Consider the following 15821-nt stretch of genomic DNA (forward strand, 5'->3'; position numbering starts at 1 on the left):
GTCAGCAGGCGCCGCTAGCTCAGTTGGTTAGAGCAGCTGACTCTTAATCAGCGGGTCCGGGGTTCGAGTCCCTGGCGGCGCACGAGCGATCAGGCCAAGGCCTGAGGCTGACTTCGAAGGGCGCTCCCGATCATCGGGGGCGCCCTTCGCGTTGCCCCCACCGCCACCGCCACCGCCCGGTGAAATCGCCCTGTGAAATCATGGCCGCACAGATCAAACACGCGTGCGCGCACCGGCCGCGGTGCCGGTTCCGGGGGGAGTAACAGCATGGTGTGGACGGAGACGGTCGAGCCGCGGCCGTTCGCTTCGGCGCGGCTCGTGTGTTTTCCGCACGCGGGGGGATCGCCGTACTTCTTCCGGTCGTGGGGCAAGGCGCTGCCGGGCGTCGAGGTGCACTCCGTGTGCTATCCGGGGCGTGCGCACCGTATCGGTGAGGAGGTCGCCACGGACCTGACGCGGATGGCTGGGGACATCGCCCGGGAGCTTCGGCCGCTGCCGGACGGCAGGCCGACCCTGTTCTTCGGGCACAGCATGGGCGCCGCCGTCGCCTACGAGGTGGCCCGTGCCTGGCAGGCCGAGGGCGCCCGCGTGAGCCACCTCTTCGCCTCCGCCGCCCGCGCCCCGCACCTCGCGCAGGGCTCCCCGGAGCAGGTCGCCGCGATGGACGACGAGGCCGTCCTCGCCCTGCTGGCGCGCCTCGGCGGCACCGAGGCCGAGCTCCTGGACAACCCGGCGTTCCTGGAGCTGGTGCTGCCCTACGTACGGGCCGACTTCCGCATGGTCGCGGGGTACGCGGGCCAGCGGAACGCGCCGCTCGACTGCCCCGTCACCGCCCTCGTCGGCGTCGAGGACGTCCGCGTCACCACCGAGCAGGCCACCGCCTGGCGCGAGGCGACCCGGGGCGCGTTCACGTTCCTGTCCCGGCCGGGCGGGCACTTCTACCTGGCCGAGGACCCGCCCTTCGCCGCCATCGAGGAGACCCTGCGGGCCGGGTGACACCAGGGGCCGGGCACACTGGGACCAATCGCCGCAGTCGCCGCACCAGGGCACAGAAGGCACGGAACCACAGGACGGCCAGATGTTCACCCGACGCTCCACCACCCGCTCCAGGCACACGGGTCCACGCGGGGCGACCCGCTCCGCCGCCCTCGTGCTCGTCGCCGCCCTAGCGGTGCTCACCGGCTGCTCCTCCGACTCACGGCCCGCCGGGAAGCCCGAAGGCGCCGGGGACGTCCAGGACGGCGGCGCCCCGCGCCTGCCGCAACCCGCCATGGCCTTCGACTACCAGCTGGGCGGCGCCTACGCACCCCCCGGCGGCGTGCGCGCGGTCTCCCGCGACCGTGCCGCGAAGCCCGCGCCCGGCCGCTACAACATCTGTTACGTCAACGCCTTCCAGGCCCAGCCCGGCAAGAAGGCCGCCGCCTGGTGGGACGACAAGCACCCCGATCTGATCCTGCGCGACGACGACGGCGACCCGGTGATCGACGAGGACTGGAACGAGCCGCTGCTCGACATCTCCACCGCCGCCAAGCGCAAGGAGCTGCTCGGCGTCGTCGGCCCCTGGATCGACGGCTGCGCCCGCGCCGGCTTCGACGCCGTCGAGCCCGACAACCTCGACTCCTACGCCCGCTCCGACGACCGGCTCGACACCGAGGACGCGGCGGCCTTCGCCCGCCTCCTCGTCCGCAGGGCGCACGACCAGGGGCTCGCCATCGCCCAGAAGAACACCGCCGAACTCCTCGGCAAGCGTGTCGGGTTCGACTTCGCGGTCGTCGAGGAGTGCGGTCAGTACGACGAGTGCGGGGACTTCGCGTCGGCGTACGACCGGCGGGTCTTCGACATCGAGTACGAGAACAAGGGGTACGACGCGGCGTGCCGCGACTGGGGCGGGAAGCTGTCCGTGGTCCTGCGGGACCGGGACGTGCGGCCCGCCGGGGAGCAGGGGTACGTGTACCGGCGCTGCTGAGGCACGTCGGGGGCGGGCCGGGCGCCCGTCCCGGGGCGGGTGCGCGGTGCGGGCCAAGCGCCCACTCCGGGGCGGGCGCGCGGTGCGGGGCCGCCTCGACGCCCTGTCATGTTCCTGGCGTATCTCGGGGGAAGCGTCCGCCGCCCCTGCGTGGCGGCCGCCAGGATGATGTTCGTCCTGCACGACGCCCCTTCCGCTCAAGGAGTGACCTGTGCACGTACGCACCCTGCGCGCCCTGTCGGCCACCGGCCTCGGCGCCCTCCTGGTGGCGTCCGCCGTGGCCGTGGCGCCCGCGGCCCGGTCGGCCACCGCCACCCACTGCGCGAACGCCAACCGCATCGACTACGCCGCGGTGCCCAACCCGCTCTTCTTCACCCACCGCGACGAGTGCCCGGGATACGCCGACGGCGGCGCGCCCTACGTCTTCGTCGTCGACAAGGTGAGCATCCTGCGCATCGGCTTCCCCACTCCGGGGCAGAACACGTCCCACTTCCAGTACGACATGAAGGCGACCTGCGGCAGCGTCCAGGAGAGCCCCTCCGGGACCCTGCGGGTCGACGCCTGCGTCTGGACCAAGGCCTGACGCAGGCGGACCGGCGCTCCCCCGGGACCTTCAGGACAGCACGACGACGTCCATGAGCAGGGCCGCGGCCAGGCCTGCGCCGAGGAGATAGCTGCCGAGCCTGGTCCGGCCCCGTCTGCTCAGCTCGATGACCAGTCCGCAGAGGATGAGCAGTAGCCCGTACACGCCCACGACCAGGACGGACGACCGGCTCGCGAGTCGGAGGCCGAGCAGGACCGCCGCCACGGTCATCAGGGCCGCGGCGGCGGTGACGCGCAGCCGCCGGGCCTGGCGCGGGGTCGTTCCGCCGCGTTCCGGAACCTGGTGCCCTTCCGGGGCTCGGTCGGGGGCGCTCATGCCGGGATCGTAGTCGAGCGCGTGGGCGCCCACCCGGTCGCAACCGGCTCGCGCACGGGCCGCTCGCTCACGCCCGCAGGAAGGCGAGGACGGCGAGGACCCTGCGGTGGGTGCCGTCGGCGGGCGGCAGGTCGAGTTTGGCGAGGATGTTGCCGACGTGCTTGCCCACCGCCGCCTCCGTGACGGTGAGTTCGGCGGCGACGGCGGCGTTCGAACGGCCCTCGGCGACGAGCGCGAGCACCTCGCGCTCGCGGGGCGTGAGGCGCTCCAGGGGATCGCGCCGGTGCCGCAGGAGTTGGCGTACGACTTCGGGGTCCACGACCGTGCCGCCCTCCGCGACCCGGGTGAACGCGTCGACGAACTGCTCGACCTGCCCGACCCGGTCCTTGAGCAGATAGCCGACGCCGCCGCCGTCGCCGGTGTCCAGCAACTCGGCCGCGTACGACCGCTGGACGTACTGGCTGAGCACGAGCACCGGCAGGCCGGCGCGTTCCCCGCGCAGCGCGATCGCGGCCCGCAGCCCCTCGTCCTGGAAGCCGGGCGGCATCCGTACGTCGGTGACGACGACGTCCGGCGCGTGCGTGGCCACGGCGTCGCGCAGCGCCTGGGCGTCGCCGACCGCCGCGACCACCTCGTGGCCGAAGCGGTGCAGCACGCCGACGAGTCCTTCGCGCAGCAGCACGCTGTCCTCGGCGAGGACTACACGGTGGGCGCGGGACCGCTCGACGGGCGCGGGATGCACGGGATCTCCAAGGTCAGGACGGTGGGGCCACCGGGCGGGCTGGTGACGGTCAGTGTGCCATCGAGCACGGCGAGACGGTCGGCGAGGCCGGTGAGGCCGGTGCCGTTCGCCGGGTCGGCGCCGCCGGTGCCGTCGTCCCGTACGGTGATCCGCAGCCGGCCGCCGGTGTGCCGGGCGTGCACGGCGGCGCGCGTCGCCCCGCTGTGCCGGGCGACGTTGGTGAGGGCCTCGCGGACGGCGAAGTACCCGGCGGACTCCACGGGTTCGGGCAGCCTCGGCAGGTCGGCGTCGGTGTCCACGGGCACCGGGGAGCGGTCCGCCGCGTCCTCGACGGCGGCGGGCAGGCCGTAGTCGGCGAGGACCTGCGGGTGGATACCGCGGATGAGTTCGCGCAGCTCGGCGAGGACGGCGTCCGCCTCGCCGTGCGCGGCGGCGAGGCGACGGGCGAGCGGACTGTCCGGCTCGGCGTCAAGGCGGGCCAGGCCGAGGCTCATGCTCAGGGCGACGAGGCGCTGCTGCGCGCCGTCGTGCAGGTCCCGTTCCACGCGGCGGCGTTCGGCCTCGAAGGCGGTGACGAGGCGGGCCCGGGAGCGGGTCACTTCGGCGAGCAGGGCTCTGGCCTCGGTCTCGCGCGGGGCGAGCAGCAGCCGGGCGAGGGCGGCGCGGGCGGTGGCGTACGCGCCGAGCGGATACAGGAGTACGACGAGCAGGACGACGCCGAGGGCCGCGGTGCCGCAGGCGGCCGGGTAGCCGTCGACCAGCCACAGCTTGGCGGGCCGTACGCCGCCCGCGTCCGGGCCGCCGCTGACCGCGAGGTGCGCGGGGGCGGCGGCCAGGAGGGCGGGCAGGACCAGGGTGCAGGCGGCCACCGCCAGGTCCAGGGGCCACAGGACGAACGCCATCAGGACCGTGTACGCCAGCTCGCGCCACGTCGCCTGTTCGCGCAGCCGCAGCCGCAGCCAGGCGGTGAGGCCCGGGGTGTCGGGGGCGAGGTGGGGGCTCGGGGCGGGCGCCGGATCGACCAGGCGCAGGCGCCGCCGTTCCAGGGCTCCCAGGGGTACGCCGGTCAGGGCACCCAGCAGCAGGATGGGCAGGCCGACGGCCACGACGCCGAGGGTCACGCCCGTGACCAGGCAGATCACCAGGATCAGCAGCAGGGGGGCGCCCAGGGCGGCTCCCCCCGCGACATACCCCGCAGCCCGCCAGGGCAGAACCCCCGCCAGATACCCCCGCCCCCGCAAGGCCGCCCCCACGCTGCTCCGCACGCCTCCACGCTATCCGCACAGCGCCCACTAGGGGCGCGGCCCCCGCAGGTGGAGTACGGCGCCCGCCGCGAGCGCGGGCGCCCGGTCGGCGATCACCGCGTCGCCGTGGAACATGGGCATGTGGTGACCGAACGGGCGGAGTCCGGCACGGCGTCCAGGGCCGACGCCCTGCGCACGCCGTCGCCCTCGGCCGACGGCGTGCGCAGAACCTACCCGTGGGGGGTGGCAGGACTCCCGGTCACCGATTCACGCGGTCACGCGATCACGCGATTCGTGCTGCTCAGTACTGGACGTCCGAGCAGGCGTAGAACGCGTTCGCCGTGTCGTGGACGTTCCACACCGCGACGATCACGTGGTGGCCGCTGCGGCCGCCCGGAATCGTCCCGCTGTGCGACAGGGTCGCGGGCGGCTGCTGACCGCCGTAGGGAACGTTGAAGAACGGCTGCGGTTCGAGCGAGGCCCGCGTGATCGGCTGGCTCTCGTTCCACCCCGGCTTGGTGATGTAGTACGCGAAGTTGGTCGTGCGGTGCCGCGCGGTGAACTGCCAGCGGAAGCTGTAGTTCTGACCGCCCGAGACCTTCGTCGTGGGCCAGTCGCCGCCGTTCGGCGCCTTCGCGCCGTTCAGCGCGTTGAAGCCCGCGACACCGGCGGAACAGATCTTTCCGTCGGCGGGGCCGGCCGCCGGGAAGCCCTTGGGGCCCTCGACGCTCTGCGGCTCGTACTGGATCGAGCCGCAGCCCTTCACCACGCCCTTGGCGCAGTTTATCTGTCGGCTTGCGGGCGAGTCGGTATAGCCATGGCTGGAGGCGCCGCCGGTCGAGAGCACGAACGCTCCCACCGTCGCCATCCCGAGCATGGCCGCGGAGATCTTCTTACGCATGCTGCTGCTCCTGAAGAACGTGGGGGTGTTCCTGGGCCGTGCGCGCGCTCACGGTCGTGCTTCGCCCTTCGAGGCACCGTCGGTTCCCGAGACTGCTGCGTACCTCTGGGGCGATGTATGGGGAAGTGCAGAAAGTGCAGGTGGTGCATGGTGTGCAGGTGGTGCCACAACTGCGTGCCGTACGGGACGTGCGGTCTAGACCAAGTCTCAGATTATTGCGAGCAGTTGAACATGTCCAGACCAATCGTGGAGACGATCCTGTCGCAGCGCCCGCGCGAGGCCGTCACGAGTTCGCCATTCGGCATGTCATTTCCGGCCACCCAGGCCCGCGCCGCGTCCTCCCCGAGCCCGCCCGCCAACTGCCGCTCAAGGAGCCGCTCCCGCCGGACGCCGGCGGGCGCTTCCACGTACCAGCAGGCCGCCATCAGCTCCCGCGCCTCCCGCCATCCCGGCAGGTCGCACGCCAGATAGTTGCCCTCACTGAGCACGATCCGCACCCCGCGGGCGACGCGGTGCCGGGCGGCGACCGGCTCGTGCAGGGCGCGGTCGTAGTCGGGTACGTAGATGTCGTCGCCGGTGTCGTCCAGGACCCGGCGCAGCAGGGCGACGTACCCGCGGACGTCGAAGCTCGGCTCCGAACCCTTGCGGGAGGTCAGGTCGAGGCGCTCCAGCTGGGCGTTGGAGAGGTGGAAGCCGTCCAGGGGCAGATACGCGGCCGCCGCGCCGATCTCGGCGACCAGGGCGCGGGCGAGCGTGGACTTCCCCGCGCCGGGGGGACCCGCGAGGCCGAGGACGACGCGCGGGCCGTGCGCGGTCAGTTTCCAGGCGTCCGCCGCCAGTCTCGTCAGCTTCATGGGCGGGGACTCTACGGCTGTCGCCCGCCCCGTCGGGCCGGGTCCGGAATCCTGCTCCACCCGGCCCACCGGATCGCGCCGGACCGGCCGGACAGAGCCCGAACCGGAGCGCCGCCGGTGCGCACACCCCGGGCACGCGCAGTCGCTCACGGGATGAGGTGGTCACGACCACCCTTCCCGGTCCGGTAGAGTTCTCCAGGTCAGCAGGCGCCGCTAGCTCAGTTGGTTAGAGCAGCTGACTCTTAATCAGCGGGTCCGGGGTTCGAGTCCCTGGCGGCGCACGACAGCGATGGCGAGGCGTGTCCACGGAAAGCGTGGACCGTCTCGCCATCGTCTTTTCCCGCGCGGCTCCACCGCGCGCCGTGGGGGCTCCGCCACCCACACCCCCTGGCCACCGCAGCGCAGCCCGCTACGGTTGCGCCATGCCACGGGACCTCCAGGAGCGGATCAAGAAGCTCATCATCGACCAGCGGCTGCCCTCGGGCGCCGTGCTGCCCACCGAGCCGGAGCTGATGGAGCGGCTCGGCGCGAGCAGGAACTCGGTGCGCGAGGCGCTGAAGGCCCTACAGGCGATGGGCATCGTCGAGATCCGCCACGGCTACGGCACGTACGTCGGGCCGATGTCGGTGGCCCCGATGATCGAGGGCCTGACCTTCCGCACCGTCGCGGGCCACTACCGGGGCGAGGACAGCCTCCTCCAGCTCCTGGAACTGCGGGAAGCCGTCGAGACCGGCCTGATCGCACGCCTCGCGGGCTCCCTGCCGGCCGCCGACCTCGCGGACCTCGACGCCCTGGTGGACCGGATGGACGCGGAGGCTGAGGGCCCCGACGGGACCGTGCGCGCCGAGACGGACCGCGCCTTCCACGCCACCCTCTACCGCTGCCTGGGCAACCCCCTGCTCGGCGAGGTGCTCGAAGCGTTCTGGGACGCCTTCCACCGGGTGCGCACCGACCTGGTGGGCGTGCCCCAGGACCCCAAGGTCACCTGCCGCCAGCACCGGGAGATCCTGGACGCCGTGCGCTCCTCCGACGTACCGCGGGCCGAACGAGCGATACGGGAGCACTTCGGCAACATCCGCTCCCGGCTGAGCGCTCCCGCCCCGCAAGCGGTCTCCCACCCCACATATGACCGGTAAACCACTTGTTCGCTCTTGCGATCATGCGTAGGCGCGTAGAACCCTGACGGGAAGTCAGGGCAGGGTCGGGACCGCACGGGCGCGCCCGGTACGCGTATGTCGGGGGGCTGGGGCGCCGACCGCAAGAGGGGCCGTGTGAACGTCTGGACGGGGGTCCTCACGTTCATGAACCGGTGCCCAAAGGGGCATCATGCAACCGGCAGGTCGCCTCTCGCTGTCTTAGGGCGCGATGACAGGCCACCGATTGCGTCCGTGAGGATCGAGGGGATCCGAGCGGGCGGACGAACCGACGAACATGCGGGCGACCGTGTGCCGGGGGGATGACTCATGACGTCGACGCCGGAGGGCGGACGGCACGGCGACCCGTCCCAGACGACGCAGCTGCGGGCGCTCTCGCACCGGACGGGCGGCTTCAGGCGCATCAAGAAATCCCTGCCCAGATACGACTACGAGCACTACAGCCGCCTCGCGGGCCCCCTCACCCAGCCCGACCCCACCAAGCCGTACAAGGTCCAGTACCGCTCACTGCTCTCCCAGGAACCGCACCGCGTCCGCGCGGCGCTGATGCTCGGCGCGGCACCGCTGCTCTCGCTCGTGCTGCTCGCCTGGCTGCTCCAGCCCGAGCACTGGACGGAGCGCGACTACGTCGCGAACGACTATCTCCCCGCGCTCGACGTCGTCATGCTCGTCTCGATCGGACTGATCGAGTTCTTCCGCTGCATGAACGTCCTGTCCAACGCGCACGCCACCCTCGTCGCCCGCGACCCGGTCCCCGTGGTGCCCGAGGACGGCACCCGCGTCGCCTTCCTCACCTCGTTCGTGCCCGGCAAGGAACCGATCGAGATGGTGACGAAGACCCTGGAGGCGGCGGTGAGATTGCGCCACCGCGGGCTGCTCCACGTATGGCTGCTCGACGAGGGCGACGACCCCGAGGTGAAGCAGGTCTGCGCGCGCCTCGGCGTGCACCACTTCTCCCGCAAGGGCGTCCCCCACTGGAACCAGGCGAAGGGCCCGCACCGCGCCAGGACCAAGCACGGCAACTACAACGCCTGGCTGGAGGCGCACGGCGGCCACTACGACTACTTCGCCTCCGTGGACACCGACCACGTGCCGATGCCCAACTACCTGGAGCGGATGCTCGGCTTCTTCCGCGACCCCGACGTCGGCTTCGTCATCGGCCCGCAGGTGTACGGCAACTACGACACGTTCGTCACCAAGGCCGCCGAGTCCCAGCAGTTCCTCTTCCACGCCCTGATCCAGCGCGCGGGCAACGCCTACGGCTCGCCGATGTTCGTCGGCACGTCCAACGCCGTACGCATCAGCGCGCTCAAGCAGATCGGCGGGCTGTACGACTCGATCACCGAGGACATGGCGACGGGCTTCGAGATCCACCGCCACCGGAACCCGGTGACGGGAAAGAAGTGGAAGTCGGTCTACACCCCGGACGTGCTCGCCGTCGGCGAGGGCCCGAACGCCTGGACGGACTTCTTCACCCAGCAGCTGCGCTGGTCGCGGGGCACGTACGAGACCATCCTCAAGCAGTTCTGGAAGGCGCCGTTCACGCTGCCTCCGGGCCGCTTCTTCAACTACACCATGATGGTCATCTTCTACCCGATGTCCGCGCTGAACTGGATCCTCGCGGCGCTCAGCTGCGCCCTGTTCCTCGGCCTCGGCGCGTCCGGCGTGAACATCGACCCGACCATCTGGCTGATGCTGTACGGCAACGCCTCCGCGCTCCAGATCGGCCTGTACATCTGGAACCGCCGCCACAACGTGTCCCCGCACGAGCCCGAGGGCTCCGGCGGCGTCGCGGGCATGGTGATGTCCGCGCTGTCCGCCCCGGTCTACGCGCGCTCCCTGATGGACGCCGCGCTGCGCCGCAAGTCCAAGTTCGTGGTGACGCCCAAGGGCGACTCGGCGAGCCCGGACACGCTGTTCGGCACGTTCCGCATCCACCTGTTCTTCATCCTGGTCTTCGCCGGTTCCATCGCGGCGGCGTACGTGTACGACCACGCGCACCCGGCGATGATCGTCTGGGCGGCGTTCGCGCTCCTGGTGACGGCGGCGCCCGTCTTCGCCTGGCGGTACGGCATGCGGCAGGAGCGCAGGAAGGCCGCCGCGCCCGCGGGACCGCCCGCCGCGCCGGGTGCCGGGGCCCCGGTGCCGCAGCCGCGCCACGTCCCGCCCGCAGCGCCGCCGCACGTGCGGCCCGCGCCCCACGCCCCGCAGCAGAAGCCCAGCTGGGCCGCGCATGACGAGACCGTGCAGATCGCCCTCAGGAGCCACGAACAATGAAAGACCCCTCCAGGCGCCGGCGCGCGCGCCGCATCGCGATAGGCACGGTGGTGGTCCTGGCCCTGGCCGGTATGAACGGCCCCTGGCTGTGGCGCGTGGGCTCCGAGAAGTACCACAACTACAAGATCAACCAGCCGGAGTACAAGGCGGACAACGGCCACTGGAAGGTCATCGACTTCCCCGAGGAGTACCGGCAGAACACCATCCACGCGTCGCTGCTGCACACCGGCAAGATCCTGATGGTGGCCGGCTCGGGCAACGACCAGAAGAACTTCGACGACAAGAGGTTCGACACCCGGCTGTGGGACCCGGTCAAGAACACCATCAAGAAGGTCCCGACGCCCGTCGACCTGTTCTGCACCGGCCACACCCAGCTCGCCGACGGCAAGCTGCTCATCGCGGGCGGCACCAAGCGCTACGAGAAGCTCAAGGGTGACGTCACCAAGGCCGGCGGCCTGATGATCGTGCACAACGAGAACCCGGACAAGCCGGTCACGCTGCCCGCGGGCACCGAGTTCACCGGCAAGAAGAACGGCAAGGCGTTCGTGTCCAAGGACGCGATCGTCGTCGAGCGCGCCAAGAAGGTCTTCGACCCCGAGACGGGCGCGTTCCTGCGCAACAAGCCGGGCCTCGGCCGCATCTACGTGGAGGCGCAGCGCAGCGGCGCCAAGTACGAGACCGGCACCCAGGACAACTACCGCGTGCGGGGCCTCAGGGGCGCCGACGCCCGCAACACCTACGGCATCGCCCAGAAGCTCGCCCTGGACAAGAAGGACTTCCAAGGGATCAAGGACACCTTCGAGTTCGACCCGGTCGCCGAGAAGTACGTCAAGGTCGACCCGATGAACGAGGCCCGCTGGTACCCCACGCTGACCACGCTCACCGACGGCAGGGTGCTGAGCCTGTCCGGCCTCGACGAGATCGGCCAGCTCGTACCGGGCAAGAACGAGGTGTACGACCCGGACACGAAGAAGTGGACGTACACCAAGGGCGTCCGGCAGTTCCCGACCTACCCGGCGATCTTCCAGATGGCCGACGGCAGGCTGTTCTACTCCGGTTCCAACGCCGGGTACGGGCCCGACGACGTCGGCCGTGACCCGGGCATCTGGGACCTGGAGACGAACAGGTTCAAGAAGATCCCGGGCATGAGCGACCCCGACCTCCTGGAGACCTCCAACACGGTGGAGCTGCCGCCCGCGCAGGACCAGCGGTACATGGTCGTCGGCGGCGGTGGCGTCGGCGAGTCCAAGGAGTCCTCCGCCAAGTCCCGGATCGTGGACCTGAAGGAGGCCGCGCCGAGGTTCAGGGACGGCCCGGAGCTGGCCAAGGGCACCCGCTACCCGCAGGCGTCGGTCCTGCCCGACGACTCCGTGCTCGTCTCCGGCGGCTCCGAGGACTACCGCGGGCGCAGCGACTCCGACGTGCGCGAGGCGCGGCTCTACGACCCGAGGTCCAACACCTTCGACAAGGTCGCCGACCCGCACGTGGGCCGCAACTACCACTCGGGGTCGATCCTGCTGCCCGACGGCCGCGTGATGTTCTTCGGCTCCGACTCCCTGTACTCCGACAAGGCCAACACCAAGCCGGGCGAGTTCGAGCAGCGGGTGGAGATCTACACCCCGCCGTACCTGTACCACGGCGACCGGCCCGCTCTCGGCGCGGGCCCGAGGACCATCGAGCGGGGCGGGTCCGGCACGTTCGCGGCGCCCGGTGCCGCCTCCCTCAAGAAGGCGCGCCTCATCCGTCCGTCGGCGACCACCCATGTCACGGACATCGACCAGACGTCGATCGCCCTCGACATGAAGAAGTCCGGCGACAGGGTCACCGTGTCGGTCCCCGAGAACCGCAGCCTCGTGGAGTCGGGCTGGTACATGCTCTTCGTGACCGACGGCGAGGGTACGCCCAGCCGGGCGCAGTGGGTCCACGTGCCGTGAGCTGACGCCCCGTAAGGGGCGCGGGGAGCTGCGCGACCAGCCACAACAAAGCCGCAGACGCGTCTGCACAGCTGCTCGGCAGACGCGTCTGCGGCTTCTTCGTGGCTGAGCGCGCCGTTCCCCGCGCCCCTTACGGGGCGCTTGCCTTCGCCAGGTTCAAGGCGTACTCGGGCCACCACTGCCCGGCCTGCGGGCCCCCGCGGCACGTCCCGTCGGACTCGCCGGGACGCTTGACCCAGACGTAGGCGTCGACGAGGTCGTCACCGGTCCCGGTGGTGGGAACGTCCCCCAGGGCCCGCCCGGGAGGGTTGCACCAGGGGTCCTTGCCCTTGCCGGTGTACGGCCCGTTGCCGTTGCGGCTGGTGTCGATCACGAACGGCTTGCCGCCGACCTTCGCGGAGAGGGTCCTGCCGTACGCCTTGCTGGCCTCGGTGGTCTGGAAGTTGGAGACGTTCACCGAGAAGCCGTCGGCCTGCTCGACGCCGGAGCGCTTCAGGGGCTCGTACAGCGAATCCGGCTGGGACCAGCCCGCGTTGCCCGCGTCGAGGTAGACCTTGGTGTTCTTCAGGGACTTGAGCTTGGTGATGGCGCCGTTGAGGAGGTCGTACCGCTCCTCGTGGAACTCGCCGGGGGTGCACTGGTCGACGATGTGCAGGACGGCGTCCGGCTCCAGGACGACCGTGGCGTGCCGGTCGCCGATCCCCTTGGCCACGCCGTCGATCCAGGCGCGGTAGGCGTTGCCGTCGGCGGCGCCGCCCTTGGAGAACTGGCCGCAGTCGCGGTGCGGGATGTTGTAGAGGACGAGCAGCGCGTCACGGTCGGCCTTCTCGGCGGCCTCCGTGTAGCCGCGCGCCTCCTCCTCGGGCTTCTCCGGGCCGATCCACTCGCCGACGGGCTGTTCGGCGATCTTGCGGATCTCGGCGGCCTCGTCCTTCCTGCCGTCCTTCTCGTACGCGGCGACCTGCTGGGCGGCGTTGCCGTTCGGGTTCACCCAGAACGGGGCCTCGCCCTTGGGGTGTTGGCTGACACCGTTGCCGGAACCCGCCTCGTCCGCCTCGTTCTTGTCCCCGCCGTCGGACGAAGAGCACCCGGACAACAGCAGCGCGGCCCCCGCGAGCGCCACCGTCGCCGCCGCCCCCCGGGACGCGAGACCACGCCCGCGACCTGTGTTCTTGCGGTACATCCACTCCCCCTCGGGTGCTTTGTCCGGTGGTCAATCCTGGCATAACAGGGTGCTTCCCACGAGGTCGCGCGGCTACGGCGGCGCACCTGTAGAAGACCTGTTACAGCCTCCCGAACGGGGGTATGCGAGGGCCATGGGGGGCTGCGGCTAGTAAGGGAGGGCCATGCGCGGCCGTGCCTCTGCGTCGAGGCTGGCGGCGGTTCTGCTGGAGACCGTGGACACGGTCTCCGACGACTTCGACGCGGAGCGCCACCTGTGCCGCGTGTCCCAGAGCTGCGCCGAACTCCTCGACACCCTCGCCGTAGGCGTGATGTACACGGACACGGGCGGCAGCGTCCGCCTCGCCACCAGCAGCCGGGGCACCGACCTCGCCCGTGAACTCCTGGAGAACCAGCATCGGGGCGGTCCCTGCCCGGACACCTACGGCACCGGACAGGCCGTGCCGCCCGTCCGGCTCGCCTCGGCCGACGCGCTCGCCCGCTGGCCCGACTTCACCGGCCGCGCCCGTACGCAGGGCGTCGGCATCACTTTCACGGTGCCGCTGCGCGCCCGTGAGCGGGTGTTCGGCGTCCTGAACGTCTTCTCCGCGGACCATCTCAATGTGCGGCCCGCCGTCGGCTGCCCGCACGAGAGCGAGGACGCCGACGCCCTGGAGGTGGCGCGGGCCGTCGCCGACGCGGCCGCCGTGGGACTGCACAACCACCGCGCCTACAGCGGATACCGCGAACTGTCCCGGCAGTTGCAGTCCGCGCTGACCAGCCGTATCCGCATCGAGCAGGCCAAGGGGATGCTGGCCGAGCGCTGGGGCACCGGCCTCGACGCCGCCTTCGAGGCGCTGCGGCGGTACTCCCGCGGGCGGCGCCTCGCCATGGACACAGTCGCGAGAATGGTGCTCGAAGGGGAAGTTGAGGACCTGACTCCGCTCAGCGGCGGCACCGGCCGGCCCGAGCAGCCCGATCAACCGCCGTCAGAGGCCCTCTAGGCCTTGGACGGCTGACGTTCTAGAGTCTGTGCCAAGGCCCAAGCCCCCGGCCTGAGTTCACCGTTGCGACACGCCTGAGTTCACCGTTGCGACACGAGGGATGCATCCAAGGCCTCCCGCGCCGGCGCCGGGTTCCTCCCGCAGCCCGAGCGCGCGCGGTCGAGGACCAGCCCGGTCGACGACTCCGGGGGGAGCGGGTCGTTGGCCGGGCCAGGTTGCGTCCCGGGTGCCGGGGCGCCCGGCTAGGTCCCGTCCGCCCCGGTGAGGTAGGCGGAGACGACGACGTTCGCCGAGTAGGTGCGGCTCACCCGGTCGAAGGTGCCGCCGCAGGTGATCAGGCGGAGTTCGGCCCGGCCCCGCTCCCGCGGCCCGTACGCCGCCTTCGCGCTGAAGTCGTCCCTGCCGAGGACCCGCACGTCGTCCACCGTGAACTCGGCCACCGAACCGTCGTCCCTGGTCACCCGCACCTTCGCGCCGGGGCGCAGGGTACTGAGGTGGTAGAAGACGGCGGGCCTGCGGTCGGTGTCGACATGCCCCACGAACAGGGATGTGCCCGCGGCGCCGGGCCGTACCCCGCCGCCGTACCAGCCGACGGTGCCCGCCGTGGTGTACGCGGGCGGGGCGATGGAGCCGTCGATGTCCAGGCCCCGGGCGACGACGGGCGCCCGTACCCCGAGCGTGGGCACGTCGATGCGCTGCGGCCGGGCGGCGGCGAGCGGCTCGCGCGCGGGCGGCAGATCGGCGCCGCCGGGCCTGCCCACCGCGGCGACGTCGCCGGTGGTCGGCCCCGAGAGGCCGCCGCGTACGTCGGTGATGTCGTTGCCCCACAGCCACATGCCGACGAGCAGCAGCGCCCAGACGACTCCCATGAGGAGGCGGCCGACACCGCGCGGGCGCGGGGTGGTCTCGGGATCCGGGCTCGTCACGGCGTCACTCCGGGCGGCGTCGGCGGACGCTGCGCAGGGCCACGGCGACGGCCGCGACACCCGCGAGCACCAGGCCGACGACCGCGTGCCGGGTGCCGGGGCCCGCCTCGTCGGCGACGGCCGCCGCCGACGTCAGCGGGGCGGCGCCACCGCCGCCCGCGCGCACCGGGGCGGTGGGGGTCGGCCGGGACGTCAGCACCTGGACGGTGCCGACGCCCTGGTGCGGGTGGCCGTCGCAGGTCACGGTGATCTCGTACGTGCCCGTCACGCCCTCGCGGATACGGGTGGTCCCGGTCAGGGTCCTGCCGCCCTGTCCGGTCAGCTCCGCGTCCTCGGCGAAGGCCCCGGAACCGGCTGCGCCGGTACTCCCGGCGCAGCCGGTGACCGCCACCTCCACCCGGCCGCCGGGCGCGGCGTTCGCCGGCGTGATCCGGGCTCCGACCTCGTCCTGGTCATGGGCGAGCGCGGGCCCCGCGGCCACGGTGGCCGCCAGGGCGGCCCCCAAGGCGGCCCCCGCGCTACTCACGGCGAGCAAGCGTATGCACATCGTGAACCTCCTGTACCCAGGTTCACGCGCGCCTCGGCATTCCGCATCCCGGCGAGGGGGGCGCCCCGTCAGGGGCGCGGGGAACTGCGCGCTCAGCCACGAAAAAGCCGCAGACGCGTCTGCACAGTTGCTCGGCAGACGCGTCTGCGGCTCGTCGCGCGCTGAGCGCGCCGTTCCCCGCGCCCCTTGCGG

General features: G+C 71.8%; 15 protein-coding genes and 2 tRNA genes. 9 read left to right on the plus strand and 8 right to left on the minus strand.

The features are described 5' to 3' along the window. Positions 1-8: 8 nt before the first annotated feature. The 4 genes from GPA10_RS07870 to GPA10_RS07885 all read left to right on the plus strand — a co-directional run bounded on the left by GPA10_RS07870 (position 9) and on the right by GPA10_RS07885 (position 2549). Positions 9-82 (plus strand) — tRNA-Lys (locus tag GPA10_RS07870). Between the two features lie 185 nt (positions 83-267). Next, on the plus strand, positions 268-996 hold the full coding sequence (locus GPA10_RS07875; protein WP_157164819.1) for a thioesterase II family protein: 729 nt from the start codon (positions 268-270) through the stop codon (positions 994-996). 82 nt (positions 997-1078) lie between these two features. Continuing rightward, on the plus strand, positions 1079-1966 hold the full coding sequence (locus tag GPA10_RS07880) for an endo alpha-1,4 polygalactosaminidase (RefSeq protein ID WP_157164820.1): 888 nt from the start codon (positions 1079-1081) through the stop codon (positions 1964-1966). Positions 1967-2177: 211 nt separating this feature from the next. After that, positions 2178-2549 carry a hypothetical protein gene (locus tag GPA10_RS07885; protein WP_058848477.1) on the plus strand — a complete coding sequence of 124 codons (372 nt, stop codon included), beginning with the start codon at positions 2178-2180 and terminating at the stop codon, positions 2547-2549. A 30-nt stretch (positions 2550-2579) separates the two neighbouring features. Here GPA10_RS07885 and GPA10_RS07890 read toward each other — a convergent pair whose 3' ends face one another. The 5 genes from GPA10_RS07890 to GPA10_RS07910 all read right to left on the minus strand — a co-directional run bounded on the left by GPA10_RS07890 (position 2580) and on the right by GPA10_RS07910 (position 6626). Next, a complete protein-coding gene (locus GPA10_RS07890) occupies positions 2580-2885 on the minus strand; it encodes a hypothetical protein (RefSeq protein ID WP_157164821.1) in 306 nt (101 codons plus the stop codon). Positions 2886-2952: 67 nt separating this feature from the next. Next, positions 2953-3627, minus strand: a complete 675-nt coding sequence (locus tag GPA10_RS07895) for a response regulator (protein ID WP_343040507.1) — start codon at positions 3625-3627, stop codon at positions 2953-2955. Then, on the minus strand, positions 3585-4850 hold the full coding sequence (locus GPA10_RS07900) for a sensor histidine kinase (protein ID WP_157164972.1): 1266 nt from the start codon (positions 4848-4850) through the stop codon (positions 3585-3587). Before GPA10_RS07900 ends, GPA10_RS07895 begins: the two co-directional genes overlap by 43 nt. A 322-nt stretch (positions 4851-5172) precedes the next feature. Next, a complete protein-coding gene (locus tag GPA10_RS07905) occupies positions 5173-5772 on the minus strand; it encodes a lytic polysaccharide monooxygenase auxiliary activity family 9 protein (protein WP_058848475.1) in 600 nt (199 codons plus the stop codon). Positions 5773-5984: 212 nt separating this feature from the next. Further along, positions 5985-6626, minus strand: coding sequence for an AAA family ATPase (locus tag GPA10_RS07910; RefSeq protein WP_058848474.1), 642 nt, complete (start codon positions 6624-6626; stop codon positions 5985-5987). Positions 6627-6833: 207 nt separating this feature from the next. On the opposite strand from GPA10_RS07910, the gene GPA10_RS07915 reads away from it, so the two are divergent. The 4 genes from GPA10_RS07915 to glxA all read left to right on the plus strand — a co-directional run bounded on the left by GPA10_RS07915 (position 6834) and on the right by glxA (position 11991). Then, positions 6834-6907, plus strand: a tRNA-Lys gene (locus GPA10_RS07915). A gap of 141 nt (positions 6908-7048) precedes the next feature. After that, complete coding sequence (locus GPA10_RS07920) at positions 7049-7762, plus strand: FadR/GntR family transcriptional regulator (protein WP_157164822.1); 714 nt, start codon at positions 7049-7051, stop codon at positions 7760-7762. Positions 7763-8089: 327 nt separating this feature from the next. Continuing rightward, a complete protein-coding gene (locus GPA10_RS07925; RefSeq protein ID WP_157164823.1) occupies positions 8090-10057 on the plus strand; it encodes a glycosyltransferase family 2 protein in 1968 nt (655 codons plus the stop codon). After that, entirely contained in the window at positions 10054-11991 is a 1938-nt protein-coding gene (glxA, locus tag GPA10_RS07930) for a radical copper oxidase GlxA (protein ID WP_157164824.1), read from the plus strand. Before GPA10_RS07925 ends, glxA begins: the two co-directional genes overlap by 4 nt. Positions 11992-12121: 130 nt before the next feature. On the opposite strand, the gene GPA10_RS07935 is transcribed toward glxA, so the two are convergent. Then, positions 12122-13174 carry a glycoside hydrolase family 6 protein gene (locus GPA10_RS07935; RefSeq protein ID WP_157164825.1) on the minus strand — a complete coding sequence of 351 codons (1053 nt, stop codon included), beginning with the start codon at positions 13172-13174 and terminating at the stop codon, positions 12122-12124. Positions 13175-13388: 214 nt separating this feature from the next. Here GPA10_RS07935 and GPA10_RS07940 point away from each other — a divergent pair, with 214 nt between their 5' ends. Continuing rightward, positions 13389-14156 (plus strand): ANTAR domain-containing protein, encoded by a 768-nt coding sequence (locus tag GPA10_RS07940; RefSeq protein WP_343040509.1) that lies wholly within the window; start codon positions 13389-13391, stop codon positions 14154-14156. 242 nt (positions 14157-14398) lie between these two features. Here the strand turns inward: GPA10_RS07940 and GPA10_RS07945 are convergent, their stop codons facing one another. Further along, positions 14399-15025 carry a class F sortase gene (locus GPA10_RS07945; RefSeq protein WP_079086453.1) on the minus strand — a complete coding sequence of 209 codons (627 nt, stop codon included), beginning with the start codon at positions 15023-15025 and terminating at the stop codon, positions 14399-14401. 61 nt (positions 15026-15086) lie between these two features. Further along, entirely contained in the window at positions 15087-15629 is a 543-nt protein-coding gene (locus tag GPA10_RS07950; RefSeq protein WP_157164827.1) for a hypothetical protein, read from the minus strand. Between the last annotated feature and the right edge of the window lie 192 nt (positions 15630-15821).

This window comes from Streptomyces typhae (genome assembly GCF_009755605.1).
GTDB lineage: Bacteria > Actinomycetota > Actinomycetes > Streptomycetales > Streptomycetaceae > Streptomyces > Streptomyces typhae.

Excerpts from the sequence above, each read along its gene's own strand:
- GPA10_RS07945 (WP_079086453.1), bottom strand. The coding sequence starts at position 15,025 with ATGGGAGTCGTCTGGGCGCTGCTGCTCGTCGGCATGTGGCTGTGGGGC.
- GPA10_RS07950 (WP_157164827.1), bottom strand. The coding sequence starts at position 15,629 with ATGTGCATACGCTTGCTCGCCGTGAGTAGCGCGGGGGCCGCCTTGGGG.
- GPA10_RS07875 (WP_157164819.1), top strand. The coding sequence starts at position 268 with ATGGTGTGGACGGAGACGGTCGAGCCGCGGCCGTTCGCTTCGGCGCGG.
- GPA10_RS07935 (WP_157164825.1), bottom strand. The coding sequence starts at position 13,174 with ATGTACCGCAAGAACACAGGTCGCGGGCGTGGTCTCGCGTCCCGGGGG.
- GPA10_RS07925 (WP_157164823.1), top strand. The coding sequence starts at position 8,090 with ATGACGTCGACGCCGGAGGGCGGACGGCACGGCGACCCGTCCCAGACG.
- glxA (WP_157164824.1), top strand. The coding sequence starts at position 10,054 with ATGAAAGACCCCTCCAGGCGCCGGCGCGCGCGCCGCATCGCGATAGGC.
- GPA10_RS07890 (WP_157164821.1), bottom strand. The coding sequence starts at position 2,885 with ATGAGCGCCCCCGACCGAGCCCCGGAAGGGCACCAGGTTCCGGAACGC.
- GPA10_RS07905 (WP_058848475.1), bottom strand. The coding sequence starts at position 5,772 with ATGCGTAAGAAGATCTCCGCGGCCATGCTCGGGATGGCGACGGTGGGA.
- GPA10_RS07920 (WP_157164822.1), top strand. The coding sequence starts at position 7,049 with ATGCCACGGGACCTCCAGGAGCGGATCAAGAAGCTCATCATCGACCAG.
- GPA10_RS07910 (WP_058848474.1), bottom strand. The coding sequence starts at position 6,626 with ATGAAGCTGACGAGACTGGCGGCGGACGCCTGGAAACTGACCGCGCAC.
- GPA10_RS07880 (WP_157164820.1), top strand. The coding sequence starts at position 1,079 with ATGTTCACCCGACGCTCCACCACCCGCTCCAGGCACACGGGTCCACGC.